Genomic DNA, 14209 nt, shown 5'->3' with positions numbered 1-14209 from the left:
TAAAACCCCTTCTAATTATAAGAAGAGGTGTTTTAACCATCCTTCTTATCTCGCAGAATAAATCTACAGGAATTGGCACCATGGTACATTGACCGGTTGCCGGGTTTCATAGGGCCTTTTTCCCTCCACCTCTCTTGATAAGAGTTATCAATATTAAGTTTTAATTATAATACCACATAAGCTTTTCAGTGTCAACAATTCCTATTTGCTTTAAAATTAAATAAATAAAAAAGACATCTACAGATGTCTTTTGGTGGAGGAGGACGGATTCGAACCATCGAAACATTACGTAACAGATTTACAGTCTGCCCCCTTTGGCCACTCGGGAACTCCTCCATATATGGAGCTGGCAATAGGAATTGAACCTACAACCTGCTGATTACAAGTCAGCTGCTCTACCGTTGAGCCATGCCAGCATATATTTTATTTTTAAAAAAATTATTATGGTGGGAACAACAGGGTTCGAACCTGTGACCCTCTGCTTGTAAGGCAGATGCTCTCCCAGCTGAGCTATGCTCCCATAATTTATTGTAAAGCTAATGAAAATGGTGGAGGAGGACGGATTCGAACCATCGAAACATTACGTAACAGATTTACAGTCTGCCCCCTTTGGCCACTCGGGAACTCCTCCACTTTTGGAGCTGGCAATAGGAATTGAACCTACAACCTGCTGATTACAAGTCAGCTGCTCTACCGTTGAGCCATGCCAGCATATTTTGTTTTTATCTCTTTACCCTGTCGACAAGAATTATTATATAACTATAATCATTTAATTTCAAGCTCATTTTCTTCCAAATAGCGATTCCTTCTCTACATTGCTATGGCATTCACATATTTACTCTATTTTAAGCATTAATACAACTTATTATTCGTACTAAAAAAAAAGATACCTCTTTCTTATACTAATTACCACAATATAATTTATTTTAGTCTTTCTGCCGCATCCATATCTATAAACTTTCCAGCTATTTTTCTCACTTTTTCATATTCTTTTTTTGATAAATCGTCTTTTAATAACTTAAGGGCTTTAAGAACTCCTTCCTCGGCATCCACTGCATATAAATATTCTTCCATTTTTTTATAATTCTCTTTGCCTAACTGAAGGCTTACATATAGTAATTTTATTTTATCAGAAGTTGTTAGATTTTCTTGTATTTTCCCTGTTGAGACTTTAAATACTGATTGTGCCTGCTTTTTACTATTATAATTTAATTCCCCTAGACTATCCTCTTTCCCAGGTGAATATATGTCATTGAGCATATCTTCATCCGATTTTTTTTCAATATCTTCCCTTAATGGATTTATGCTCAAATTATCACTACCTTTTTCTTCATCGCTTAATTCCTTCTTAGCCAAATCCTCTTTTCCTGATTTTTTTTTTACATTAGAATATTCTTCCTCATCTTCTTTCACCACTTTACCCTGGTTATTATTTGTATTTTTGGGGCAGATATAAACCTTTTTACATTCAGCTACTACCTGTTTTCTTAGGTTGTTTTCTTCATAATACTTCGCCTTAATTGCAACGCTACTGTAATACACCATATTAAATACGCTTACAACAGTAGAAAATATAATAACAAAGAGTAAATTTTTTTTCTTCATGTTAATATCACCTCAAATAATTAATATATATATAGATTATTTTCCAATTTATCGCTTTTTTATTCTTTTTTCATAATAATACACAGAATTTTTTCATATAAATTATTGGTAAGAAAATAATTTATTCACAGCGCAATACAAGGAGGTATATTTCTTGAGTAAAGCTAAAACCCATTATAAAGACCCTTTAGCATACTATACAATTTCTAACTTTCTAAAAGACTATATTGACCAAAACACTTTAGTTGTTTGCATAGGCACTGATAGATGTATAGGTGATTGTCTCGGACCACTGGTGGGTACATTTTTAAAAGATAGCTCCTTCCCACTACCTGTATATGGCACTATAGATAACCCAATCCATGCCTTAAACATCGATAGTAAATTATCTAAAATAAATGCACTACACCCAAATTGCACTATAATAGGTGTAGACGCATGTTTAGGAGACATATCGAATATTGGTGAAATTCAAGCTAGAAACTATCCAATTCATCCTGGTAAAGGTGTAGGAAAAACACTTCCTAAAGTAGGTAATGTTTCATTAATAGGTATAGTAGATTCAAGTGATGATAGTGAATTATTCACTAATCGAAACATAAGACTTAGTTTAGTAATGGAAATTGCTTCTGTTTTGAGCCGTTCACTTTTGCATTCATATTATTTATATTCACTTAATAATGAAGATAAAAATTCAAATCCAATTTAATAATTACTCAGAGTTTTAAATTGAAAGTGCATTATATAACAAAAAAATAAGCAATACAATTATTAGTTTAATTGTATTGCTTATTCATATAGCTTGTTTACACTTTTTAGTCTGCTAAATATTTTTCTCCACCATTAAATGAACTATCTAGGTTATCCATATAATCCAATACTTTACCTGTTCCCAGTGCTACGCATGAAACGGGATCCTCAGCAAGGTATACTGGGACCTTAGTGATCTCTTGTATAAGTTTATCTAGTCCTTTTAACAGTGAACCTCCACCAGTCATAATTATACCCTTGTCAGCTATATCAGCTGAAAGCTCTGGTGGCGTTTTTTCTAACACTGAATGCGTGCATTCTGCTATTGAATTCACAGCCTCTTTTAAAGCTTCTCGCATTTCTTCCGAGGTTACTTGTAAGTTTTTAGGAAGTCCTGTGATTAAATCTCTTCCTCTTATTTCCATTGTAGTCTCTTCATCTTGTTTATAAGCACAGCCTATATTGATTTTTAAATTTTCTGCAGTTCTCTCACCAATCATTAGCTTATGTTTTCGCCTTATATACTTTATAATATCGTCATCAAACTTATCTCCAGCTACTTTAATTGATTCATGTACAACCATGCCGCCTAAAGAAATAACCGCAACATCTGTAGTCCCTCCACCAATATCAATAACCATATTACCACTTGCACGAGTAATATCAAGTCCTGCTCCGATTGCAGCCGCTAGTGGTTCCTCTATAAGATAAACCTTCTTAGCTCCAGCATTTCTACCTGCATCTTGTACCGCTCTTCGTTCTACCTCAGTTGCCTCGCAAGGAACGCATATGACAACTCTTGGAGCTGACAGCTTTCTTTTACCACAAGCCTTACTAATAAAATGCTTCAACATTTTTTCTGTTATATCATAATCTGAAATAACGCCATCCCTCATAGGACGTATGGCCACAATATTGCCTGGTGTCCTTCCTATCATCTGCCTCGCTTCTTCTCCTACTGCCAATACCTTATTGTTATTTCTATCTATGGCAACAACAGATGGCTCTTTTAAGATAACACCCTTTCCCTTGATATATACAAGCACTGTTGCTGTACCTAAATCTATTCCCATGTCTGTACCCATTCTAAAAAAAAACATCTCAAAACTCACTCCTGCTCTTTAGTATATTCATTATTTAAATTATACTAAACTCTATTCTATAAAGCCATAAAAAAACCCTCTTTTTTTAGCTTTAATATTTTTTTGTTTTTGCTTGAAATGTTTTTATCCTTCTACTGCCTTATATTTAAGTCTTGTTGCTCTTCCTCCCCTAATATGCCTTTCAGATTTATTTAAGTCCAAAATTATTTTTGCCTCGCTGGCAATTTGAGGATTTATTGTAGGCAATCTTTCCGTCATATCCTTGTGTATAGTACTTTTGCTAACTCCAAACACTTTGGCAGTTCTTCTTATTGTAGCTTTTGACTCAATAATATACTTAGCAACTTCTAGTACTCGATCTTCAATATAGTCTTTCAAAGTGTTACCTCCTTGACCCTTCTCTATTTATAAATATGCATTAACTCCATTTTAAATTCCATTCCAATTAGTCATTTTGCCATATATTTCGGAAAAATGACTAATTGATATGGCTATTGGTTATTGTTTTATTACTACCGGTTGATATTTCTCATATTTTACATATCTAGCAGGATCAATATTCTTACTACTTTGCAAAACTTCAAAATGTAGATGTGATCCATAGTCTTCTTTATATGAGTTTAAACTAGTGTTTCCTACAGAACCAATTTTCTGTTTTTTGGTGACTTTATCATTTATCTTTACTAATATTTTTTCTTCCAAATTGGAATATTTAGTAATAAAGCCATTTCCATGATCTATTATAACCATCTTACCCTTTTGCTTAGCTAAGTCAGTTCCAACTTCTTTAACTATTCCGTCCATAGCAGCTATTACTGGCTCACCTATATTTGCCTTAATATCAATACCTAAGTTAGTTCTATAGCTTCCATCGGTCTTCCACACAACTGGATCAATATCTTTTGAATATGCTCTTGCTAAGAGTCCATTAGCTACAGGTTTTTCAAATATAGCATTAACTGATTTAGAAACTGGTGCAGTTAAATTTCCAGTTGTAACCTTTTTAATATTAGGTACTGGTTTAAGCCCCTTAGTCTTAGCCAAATTTTCTTTTTTTACTTGAAGAGCGTCTTGATATTGTTTTTCTTGTTCTTTCAGAACGTCCCCTGCATTTGCTTGTTCCTTTTGAATTGCTGCTTGCTTACTTGAAAGTTTTTTATTATTACCTGCCGTTATAGTTGCTACTGTTGCTACTATACATAAACAAATAAATAAAACTACATAGAAGCCTTCTTTCTTAAAAAAATTTAATGTCTTATTGTTTGCTTTGTTATCCATACAAACACCTCCATTTGTATTTTTGTCCATATTGTATTAAAACATACATATTTTATAAATTTTTTTTGCACTTATTTAACATTTTTATTTTATTTCTTCAAATTTACCTTCTATAGGTTGAAATATAGTCTATATTTAACATTTTTTATTTTTTAATATTATAAGTTTCTCCAAAAAAATTAAGCCAGTTATCTTTATAAAAAGGATAACTAACTTATTAGTATAATTTTTATTTGGATATAACCGTTCCAATGTAATAATGATTTAATATTTGAGTATAGTTATTGCCTTCCTTAGCCATAGCATCTGCACCCCATTGGCTCATTCCTACCCCATGGCCATAACCAGTGCAATCTATTTCTACACCTTTTAAATTAAACACTATTTCAAAATTTGATGAATTCAGTCCTAGCATAGTTCTAAATTTACTGCCTGTCATAGTTATATTACCTGTTTTGATATTTTTAACACTTCCGGCCTTGGTTCTATCAATTATTACTATTTGCTTTTTTATGCTAGCCGAAGTCAACTTAGCATTACTATAATTGTTATTTATAATCTGACTTAGCTCATTGTACCCAAAAATTTTACTACTCTTAAACTTTGGTGCTCCTTCTTCACCTCCGCTTTTTACACTCCTTAAATAAGGTATCTTATTGCTAAATACCTCTTCTGAGTTTTCCGTTTTACCACTGCTAGTTGCAAAATAATAAGGCTCCATTACCAAACTATTGTTATAGGTTAGAACTTGCCCTTGTGTACATTCAACCGCCGTTTTAATCTTATCCCAATATTTTCTACCATCCTTAACCCATAACTTTATGCGATCTTCTTTGTTCATATAGGCTTGACAATGGACTGTATCGCATAAATTTGCTCCATTAGCATTTTTACATAGTATTCCACCTAATTCAGTAACATGAGCCAAAGCGTAAGTCCTAGATGCCACTGCTTGAGCTTTTAAAGCTTCCAGCTCAAATTCTGCAGGCATTTCAGATGCAACAACTCCAGTAATGTATTCTTCTAAATCAATTTCTTTTATAGTGTTTTCCTTTGATATGAGTACTTTCATCTTATAATTTTTTGGAATTGAGCTACTTTTAATAATGTTTTTGTATTCTTCTGATTTAATTTTATACTTTTCACCTTTATTTAAGCTTTTATTATCCCCTACTCCCACTATTAACACAGAAGCTATAACTATAAAAGAAATAAATGCAACACTTAATAGAATAAAGTTTTTCAAGTGTACTGTAATAAAAACTCTTCTCATTCTTTTCTCCTCTCGTTATAAAATAAATATCACTTTATACATATTAAATAAATATAAATAATATTACTTTTTTTAAATCGCTAATTCTATAATGAAAAAAAGAATTGAAATATATTAATAACTTATATCTCAATTCTCTAAATTCCATATTAAATTATCACCTTTGAAACTATAATATTAACTGCATATCCCATTATAATTTGGTTTCTCCACTATTTTAAGAACTCACCCTTTCTATATCTGCACCTAACCCCTTTAATTTCTGTTCAATAGAAACATAACCTCTATCAATATGATATATATCACTTATTGTAGTTGCCCCCTCTGCAGTAAGCCCTGCAAGGATTAATGCCGCTCCCGCTCTTAAATCTGTAGCTGTGACCTCTGAACCTGTAAACGTGTCGACACCTTCTATTACTGCACTTCTACCATCTATTTTTATATTTGCTCCCATTCTCTTGAGTTCTACGGCTTGCATAAATCTATTTTCAAATATAGTTTCTGTAATTATACTTGTACCTTTTACAGTACATAATAAACTCATCATCTGAGCTTGCATATCTGTAGGAAATCCAGGGTATGGCATAGTTTTTATATCTACGGGGTTTAGTTTTTTCCTTCCATCGACTATTATGCTATTCTCATTTATTTCTATCGCAACTCCCATTTCTGTAAGCTTTGCTATTATTGGTTTTAAATGGACTCCATCAGCACCATTAATTTTAATGAGACTTTTGGTAATCGCTGCGGTTATCATAAATGTCCCCGCTTCAATTCTGTCATATATAGGCTTATAAACAACTTCTTTAAAATCTTTAACTCCTAGAATCCTTATAGTGTCTGTTCCTTCGCCACTTATCTGTGCTCCCATAGCCCTTAAAAACCTGGCTAAATCTACAATTTCTGGTTCTTCAGCCGCATTTCCTATTACTGTCTCCCCATCTGCAAGTGTTGCTGCCATCATTATATTTTCTGTAGCACCTACTGAAGGATAATCTAAGTATATATTGCTACCTCTTAATTTCTTTGCTTTTGCTTCCACGTACCCGTGTCCTACTGATATCTCTGCTCCCAGTGCAGATAATCCTTTTAAATGAAGGTCAATCGGCCTAGTTCCAATATTGCATCCCCCAGGTAGTGATATTTTGAAATTTCCAAACCTTCCAAGCATTGGACCCATTATTAAAAAAGATGCCCTCATTTTTCTTACTAATTCATCGTTTGCGTCATTATCAAATAGGTTAGCAGTATTAATTTTCACCTTATTATTTATTTTATCTATACTAACATTTGCTTTAAGAGATTTCAGTACTTCACAAATTACAAATACATCTTCAAGCATAGGCGCATTTTCAATGGTACAATTATTACCGTTTAATATGGTTGCTACAAGTATAGGAAGCACTGAATTTTTAGCTGAGCTAATATTCACTTCACCTTGTAATTTTTTCCCACCTTTTATAACTAATTTATCCATTTTTTTCCTCCATTATATTGTTAGTTTTTAATAAGTTGTAATTATTTCAGGTGTGCCTATAATAATGTACCTTCCAGATGAATAATTACATACAGCATAATTAAAATCAATTAGCTTGTTATTGTTTACCATGCTACCGTACTGTTTTGTATATGCTATAGTACTTAGTCCGTTGTTTATATTTACAGTCTCAATATTACAAGTTCCATGAGATTTTAAAATTTTTATTATCCTTTTATTAACAGCATAAGTATCTTCATTGAATTCACTTATACTACTCTCTAGTATTTTCGCCTTCAAGTATTGAAAGTATTTAATGTTTTCGCCTCTACTGGGAATAGCATGACTAATTTTATTTTTAAGAGACTCTAAACCATTTTGATTATCTATCTTGCTTATGCTTATTGTTATAACATTCTCATTATTGTGTTTTAAGGCTTCTATATACCCCTTAAGACTTCCATTTGAGAATTCTATACAATATGAATCTTCATTTTCATAATTGTTTGATTTTATTTCACTATTGTCAAATTGTAAATTTTTAATTAAATAATTACAAACTGTTTTTGGGTCTTCCCCAGTTTTAAAACATGCTTTCAATCCGTATTCTACAGTTTTGCTTTTAGTTTGTACTAATATTTCATCAAACAAATTAACTTTCTCCTGTGCATTGGACGATATAACATTAATCTGTAAAATAATCCGGCACAATACTATACACAAAAGTGCAATGCTTTTTCTTTTCATTTTAATCCCCCTACCCTTCAATTAAATTGTTGACCATAATTTATTATTTTATTCTATAAATAATGGTTTTTAAATATTTTTACTATTAATAAAATCATCCCTCAGCACAAATGTGAAGAGGGTTATTCCATTGATTATATTAGTAGGGGTATTTTACCAATTTGTTTTATTACAAATCTATTCACTATATTACTAATATATAAAATTTCAATGAAAATGTGCTAAAAAAAATTTAACCAGATTTTTAAGCATAAAAAAAAATGGAAATAAATTAATATCTCCATTTTGTAATCTATTATTCTTTTGTCTTCATTCTCATAATTGATCTTAATATAGCATTTTCTGCTCTTTTAAGATCAATTCCATCAGTATGAAGTAATCTTTCTTCTGCTCTTTCCTTGGCCTTTTTTGTTCTTAAAATATCTATATCTTCCGGCCACTCACAGGCACTGCATAATATTTCTACGTTGTCCGTATATACTCTCAATATCCCTGTTGATGTAAAGACTTTTAATTCTTTACCAGCTAAATCTGTAAATATTGTAACTGTTGGTTTTAATGGAGATACCATAGGAACATGACTCGCAAGGATAGTAAATCTCCCATCCTCACCTTCCGTGTTTAGCCTCAGGATTTCGCCACTATAAAACTCTTTTTCAGGAGTAAGTATAGTTAGTTTTATATTTTTTGCCATATAAAAACACTGACCTTTCTAGCTATATATTCTTAAAAGTATCTTATTCACTAGCCATAGTTTTTGCTTTTTCTATTGCTTCTTCTATAGTTCCAACAAACATAAATGCTGCCTCTGGTAACTTGTCATGCTTGCCTTCAAGAATTTCCTTAAATCCTCTTACTGTTTCTTTTACAGGTACAAATTTACCCTGCATTCCCGTAAATTGCTCAGCTACAGTAAATGGTTGTGATAAAAATCTTTGAACTTTTCTTGCTCTTAATACTACTATTTTATCTTCCTCAGATAATTCATCTAGCCCTAATATTGCAATAATGTCTTGAAGTTCTTTATATCTTTCAAGAATATGTCGAACTTTTATTGTAACATCATAATGTTCTCTACCAATTATTCTAGGATCAAGCATAGTTGAAGTAGATTCTAGTGGATCTACTGCTGGATAAATTCCAAGTTCAACTATCCCTCGAGATAGCACTGTAGTAGCATCAAGATGACTGAATGTAGTAGCCGGAGCAGGATCTGTTAAATCATCTGCTGGTACATATACAGCTTGAACTGATGTAATAGAACCTTGTTTTGTTGAAGTAATTCGTTCTTGTAATTCTCCCATTTCTGTCGCAAGTGTTGGTTGATAACCAACGGCACTTGGTATTCTGCCCAGTAGCGCAGATACTTCTGAACCAGCCTGTGTAAATCTAAATATATTGTCTATGAATAACAATACATCTTGCCCATGATCTCTAAAATACTCTGACATTGTAAGACCAGTTAATGCAACTCTCATTCTAGCTCCAGGTGGCTCATTCATCTGACCAAAAACTAAGGCTGTTTTAGATATAACTCCTGATTCTTTCATTTCATTATAAAGATCATTACCTTCACGAGTTCTCTCACCAACTCCGGTAAATACCGAAAGTCCATTATGTTCTTTTGCAATATTATTCATAAGCTCTTGAATAAGGACAGTTTTTCCAACTCCCGCTCCACCAAAAAGACCAATTTTTCCACCTTTTTGATATGGTGCTATTAAGTCTATTACCTTAATCCCTGTTTCAAACACCTCAGGCTCAACAGACTGCTCCTCAAAAGTTGGGGCTAATCTGTGAATAGGCATATATGTATCTACTTTAACGTCTCCCATTTCATCCATAGGCTTTCCAAGAACATTGAACAGCCTTCCCAGTACTACATTTCCAACTGGTACTGTTATTGGATTACCTGTGTCAAGAGCCTCAAGTCCTCTCCTTAAACCTTCAGTACTTTCCATAGCTACTGCTCGTATAATATCGTCACCAATATGTTGCTCAACCTCAGCTACAACTACTCTATCTTCCATCTGAATTTCAATGCTGTTATAAATATTAGGAAGACTATCTGAGTCAAACTTTATGTCTATAACAGGGCCTATTATTTGAACGACTTTTCCTATATGTCCTGGCATTGTCTTCTCTCCTTTTTACCTTTGAGCTTCTGCTCCTCCAACTATTTCTGCAATTTCTTGTGTAATTGCACTTTGTCTAATTCTATTATAACTTAAATTAAGCTTATCAAGTATATCATTAGCGTTGTTAGTAGCTGATCCCATAGACTCCATTCTAGCCCTGTGCTCACTAGCTTTTGAATGTAGCAATGAATTAAGCATTTTGCCACCTAGAAATAAAGAAATAATTTCATAAAATGTTTTTTCATTTATTTCACTAATGTCTACATAGGCTTTATTACTGCTATCTTTGTTATCAAAATTTAGAGGAAGTAGCTTTTCAATTTTAACTTCATTTTTTAGCGCTGAAACAAGCTTTTTATAAACGATGTAAACTTCACCCACTTCACCACTTATATACATACTAAGCGCATGATTAATAATAGTAGCAGCTTCCTTTTCAGAAGGTGGATCAGAAATTTCAACGTATTCAGCCACCGTTTCAATGTTAAGCTTTTTAAATATAATTCGTCCCTTTTGACCTACAATAATTATATTATAATCTTCTTTACTAATTTTTAAGCTATCAATAATTTTATTTGCTACTGACCAATTAAAGCCGCCACAGAGACCTGTGTCTGAGGTCAATACAACATACAGTTTTTTGCTGTTATTATTTCCTCTCATATAGATACTATCTTCTTCATAATTTTCTTTAACTTGGTTAATAGTTTCCTCAAGCGCATAAAGATAATCATTATTAGTATCTACTTTTTCCCTTATTTTTTTATATTTAGATGTGGCGACTAGTCCCATGGCTCTGGTGATCTTAGTAGTGTTTGTTATGGATTTTATTCTTCGTTTAATTGCAAGAAGCCCCATACCTGCCATGTTTCACCTCTCCTCCGCCTCCATAAATATATTATGAAGGCAAATTAATTATCACCTAAAGGTGGTGTATCAAGTATTTCCTTTTGAAATGTAATTAATACTTTTCTATTGAAAATATTTTTTTAAACTCTTCTATAGCATCAATAAGTTGTTGCTTTATTTCATCATTTAGTGCTTTTACATCTCCTATTGCCTTACCTATATCTCTATGATGTGTATCCATGTACTGCAAAAATTCATTTTCGAATCTGGTAACTTGATGTACTGGAATATCCATAAGATAATTATTAGTTCCAGCAAAGAAAATCATAACTTGATTTTCTACTGATACTGGCATATATTGATCTTGCTTTAATATTTCAATTAATCTTTTTCCTTTTTCGAGTCTCATTTTGGCATCGCTATCAAGATCCGTACCAAATTGTGCAAAAGCTGCAAGTTCCCTATATTGAGCAAGTTCTAGCCTTAAAGTTCCTGTAACTTGTTTCATAGCTTTTATTTGAGCATTTCCACCAACTCTTGATACAGATATTCCAGCATTAACAGCGGGTCTTTGTCCTGAATGGAATAGTTCCGCCTCAAGAAATATTTGACCATCTGTTATGGAAATAACATTAGTTGGTATATAAGCCGTAACGTCTCCTGCTAGAGTTTCTATTATAGGAAGAGCAGTTAATGATCCCCCACCCAATTTATCTGAAAGTTTTGCTGCTCTTTCTAATAATTTTGAATGAATATAGAATACATCTCCTGGGTATGCTTCTCTGCCTGGCGGTCTACGAAGTAATAGTGACATAGCTCTATAGGCTACCGCGTGCTTAGATAAATCATCATACACTATTAATACATCTCTACCCTTGTTCATAAAGTATTCTCCCATGCTGCATCCAGCATAAGGTGCCAAATACTGAAGTGGTGCTGAATGAGAAGCTGTTGATGCTACAACTATTGTATAATCTAAGGCTCCCATTTCAGATAACGTATTAACAATATGTGCAACAGTAGATTGTTTTTGACCAATGGCAACATATATACATACAACATCTTTGCCCTTTTGGTTTAAAATAGTGTCTATAGTTAAGGCTGTCTTACCTGTTTGTCTATCCCCAATTATAAGTTCTCTTTGTCCTCGCCCAATTGGTACCATAGAGTCTATTGCTTTTATGCCTGTTTGAAGAGGTACTTTAACGGATTGTCTTTCAATAACTCCAGGGGCTTCTACTTCTACCGGTCTTGTCTCTGTAGTCTTAATCGGACCCTTTCCATCTATTGGAACACCTAGAGAATTTACAACTCTTCCAATTAGTGCTTCCCCAACGGGAACTTCAACTACTTTGCCACTTCTCTTTACTACGTCACCTTCTTTGATACCTTCTCCGCTTCCAAGTAGCACACATCCCACATTGTCTTGTTCTAGATTTAGAGCCATGCCATATACTCCACCTGGGAACTCTAAAAGTTCACCTTCCATGCAATCATCCAAACCATATACTCTAGCAATCCCATCACCTATTTGAATTATGGTTCCTGAGTCAACAGTGTCAATTTTCTTTTCATATCTTTCTATTTCTTTCTTTATTATGGATGTTATCTCTTCTGGTTTTATATTCATAAACTCACCTCTATTCCTATTTAAACATTAATTTTTTCATTTCGTCTAATTTGTTTTTTATTGTACCATCAATAACGTCATCGCCAACCCTAATATATACTCCACCTATAATGTTTTTATCTAGCTTTTCATGAAAGATAATCTTCTTATCATACATTTTAAATAATTTCATTCGTAAGTTTTCTCTTTCAGAATCGTCAAGAGGTATTACTGTTACAACATCCACCAGTAGGGTATTGTTACGCTCTAAGTGGATTTTTTCCATTTCTTTAAGTTTTTCTTCAGTATACATTATTCTATCTTTTTCTATAAGAATAAGTAAAAAAGATAAAAGATCCTCATCAATTCTGCCCTTAAAAATATTTATAAACATTTTCTTTTTTGCAGAAGTACTTATTTGTGGATATTTAATAACTTTAAGAAACTCATCATCGTTCTTCATAAGTGAAACAATTTCCCTGAGGTCATTTAAATATTCTTCTACTTTTCCTTTTTCCTCAGCAACTGTGTATAGTGCTAGTGCATATCTTTTGTCTAAGTATTCATACATTTTAGCTACCTACCTTAAATATAAAGTCCTCAATCAATTTTCTATGTTCTTTTTCATCTATATGTTGCTCTAGAGCTTTTTCAGACAATATTAAAGATAAATCTATAACTTGTTTTTTAATTTCACTTTGTGCTTTTTCTTTTTCTCTTTCAATTTCAACTCTTGATCTTTCCAAAATTAGATTTGCTTCTTTTCTTGCGTCTTCGACAATATCCTGGGAAATATTCTCCGCATTAACTTTGTATTCCTCGACTATTTCTCTTCCTTTTATCTTTGACTCATGCAATAATCTTTCTTTTTCTTTTCTTGAAATTTCTGCTTTTTGTTCATTATCTTTAGCATTCTTAATAGATGTATTTATTCCATTTTGCCTGTCATCCATTATCTTATTTACTGGTTTACTAAAAAAGTACTTTAAGATATATAGCAATAAAATAAAATTTATTATAGTGAATATAATTGTAGAAAAATGTATGCTCAAATTCATAATCTATTAAAGCCCCCTTTAGTCCTAATTTCAAAATTTTTCATTTTGATATGTACCATATTACTTAAATGCTAAAATTAATGCTATTAAGAATGCATAGATAGCTGTAGCTTCTGAGAAAGCAGCACCTATAACTAACGTACTAATTATAGATCCCCTAGCTTCTGGTTGTCTTGCAACGCCCTCTACAGCTTTAGCCGCGGCATTACCTGTTCCTATTCCTCCTCCTATACATCCTATTGCTGCAAGACCTGCGCCTATTGCAGACATCGCTGTGACAAGTACTTTTGGATCGATGTTATTCATATTGAATTCCTCCTTA

The 14209-nt window shown here is 32.8% G+C and carries 15 protein-coding genes, 5 tRNA genes and 1 riboswitch; of the genes, 1 reads left to right on the top strand and 19 read right to left on the bottom strand.

All coding sequences use genetic code 11. The annotated features are described in order from the left end of the window. Positions 1–42: 42 nt before the first annotated feature. Positions 43–144, bottom strand: a riboswitch (SAM riboswitch). 107 nt (positions 145–251) lie between these two features. The 6 genes from Ctaglu_RS00985 to Ctaglu_RS00960 form a co-directional block, all read right to left on the bottom strand. Continuing rightward, positions 252–336: transfer RNA gene (locus Ctaglu_RS00985), tRNA-Tyr, on the bottom strand. Positions 337–341: 5 nt separating this feature from the next. Beyond that, positions 342–416 (bottom strand) — tRNA-Thr (locus Ctaglu_RS00980). Positions 417–444: 28 nt separating this feature from the next. Next, positions 445–520, bottom strand: a tRNA-Val gene (locus Ctaglu_RS00975). A gap of 26 nt (positions 521–546) precedes the next feature. After that, positions 547–631, bottom strand: a tRNA-Tyr gene (locus Ctaglu_RS00970). A 5-nt stretch (positions 632–636) separates the two neighbouring features. Further along, a tRNA-Thr gene (locus tag Ctaglu_RS00965) sits at positions 637–711 on the bottom strand. 210 nt (positions 712–921) lie between these two features. Continuing rightward, positions 922–1605 (bottom strand): hypothetical protein, encoded by a 684-nt coding sequence (locus Ctaglu_RS00960; protein WP_124997141.1) that lies wholly within the window; start codon positions 1603–1605, stop codon positions 922–924. Between the two features lie 154 nt (positions 1606–1759). Between Ctaglu_RS00960 and yyaC the strand changes: the two genes are divergently transcribed. Beyond that, positions 1760–2314, top strand: a complete 555-nt coding sequence (yyaC, locus tag Ctaglu_RS00955; RefSeq protein ID WP_124997139.1) for a spore protease YyaC — start codon at positions 1760–1762, stop codon at positions 2312–2314. 106 nt (positions 2315–2420) lie between these two features. On the opposite strand, the gene Ctaglu_RS00950 is transcribed toward yyaC, so the two are convergent. From Ctaglu_RS00950 to atpE, 13 genes are all read right to left on the bottom strand, one after another. Beyond that, complete coding sequence (locus Ctaglu_RS00950; protein ID WP_124997137.1) at positions 2421–3455, bottom strand: rod shape-determining protein; 1035 nt, start codon at positions 3453–3455, stop codon at positions 2421–2423. Between the two features lie 126 nt (positions 3456–3581). Beyond that, positions 3582–3836 carry a sporulation transcriptional regulator SpoIIID gene (gene spoIIID, locus Ctaglu_RS00945; protein ID WP_124997135.1) on the bottom strand — a complete coding sequence of 85 codons (255 nt, stop codon included), beginning with the start codon at positions 3834–3836 and terminating at the stop codon, positions 3582–3584. A gap of 120 nt (positions 3837–3956) precedes the next feature. Continuing rightward, positions 3957–4736, bottom strand: a complete 780-nt coding sequence (locus Ctaglu_RS00940) for a M23 family metallopeptidase (RefSeq protein ID WP_124997133.1) — start codon at positions 4734–4736, stop codon at positions 3957–3959. 229 nt (positions 4737–4965) lie between these two features. Then, positions 4966–6009, bottom strand: a complete 1044-nt coding sequence (gene spoIID, locus Ctaglu_RS00935; RefSeq protein ID WP_124997131.1) for a stage II sporulation protein D — start codon at positions 6007–6009, stop codon at positions 4966–4968. 217 nt (positions 6010–6226) lie between these two features. Further along, entirely contained in the window at positions 6227–7486 is a 1260-nt protein-coding gene (gene murA / locus Ctaglu_RS00930) for a UDP-N-acetylglucosamine 1-carboxyvinyltransferase (RefSeq protein ID WP_124997127.1), read from the bottom strand. Between the two features lie 27 nt (positions 7487–7513). Next, a complete protein-coding gene (locus Ctaglu_RS00925) occupies positions 7514–8233 on the bottom strand; it encodes a YwmB family TATA-box binding protein (RefSeq protein ID WP_124997125.1) in 720 nt (239 codons plus the stop codon). Positions 8234–8528: 295 nt separating this feature from the next. Further along, a complete protein-coding gene (locus Ctaglu_RS00920; RefSeq protein ID WP_124997123.1) occupies positions 8529–8927 on the bottom strand; it encodes a F0F1 ATP synthase subunit epsilon in 399 nt (132 codons plus the stop codon). Between the two features lie 43 nt (positions 8928–8970). Further along, positions 8971–10368 (bottom strand): F0F1 ATP synthase subunit beta, encoded by a 1398-nt coding sequence (atpD, locus tag Ctaglu_RS00915; protein ID WP_124997121.1) that lies wholly within the window; start codon positions 10366–10368, stop codon positions 8971–8973. Positions 10369–10383: 15 nt separating this feature from the next. Then, the gene (gene atpG / locus Ctaglu_RS00910; protein ID WP_124997119.1) at positions 10384–11238 is read right to left on the bottom strand and encodes an ATP synthase F1 subunit gamma; all 855 of its coding nucleotides are present in this window, start codon (positions 11236–11238) and stop codon (positions 10384–10386) included. Positions 11239–11332: 94 nt separating this feature from the next. After that, positions 11333–12850 carry a F0F1 ATP synthase subunit alpha gene (gene atpA / locus Ctaglu_RS00905; RefSeq protein WP_124997117.1) on the bottom strand — a complete coding sequence of 506 codons (1518 nt, stop codon included), beginning with the start codon at positions 12848–12850 and terminating at the stop codon, positions 11333–11335. Positions 12851–12866: 16 nt separating this feature from the next. Beyond that, complete coding sequence (locus tag Ctaglu_RS00900) at positions 12867–13400, bottom strand: F0F1 ATP synthase subunit delta (protein WP_124997115.1); 534 nt, start codon at positions 13398–13400, stop codon at positions 12867–12869. Position 13401: 1 nt separating this feature from the next. Then, on the bottom strand, positions 13402–13881 hold the full coding sequence (locus Ctaglu_RS00895) for a F0F1 ATP synthase subunit B (RefSeq protein WP_373861652.1): 480 nt from the start codon (positions 13879–13881) through the stop codon (positions 13402–13404). Positions 13882–13947: 66 nt separating this feature from the next. Next, positions 13948–14193, bottom strand: coding sequence for an ATP synthase F0 subunit C (atpE, locus tag Ctaglu_RS00890; protein ID WP_164950408.1), 246 nt, complete (start codon positions 14191–14193; stop codon positions 13948–13950). Positions 14194–14209 lie beyond the last annotated feature (16 nt).

Source organism: Clostridium tagluense (assembly GCF_003865095.1).
GTDB lineage: Bacteria > Bacillota > Clostridia > Clostridiales > Clostridiaceae > Clostridium_AD > Clostridium_AD tagluense.
The sequence above is the reverse complement of the archived record's forward strand: the minus strand, read 5'-3'. Positions and strand labels throughout refer to the sequence as shown.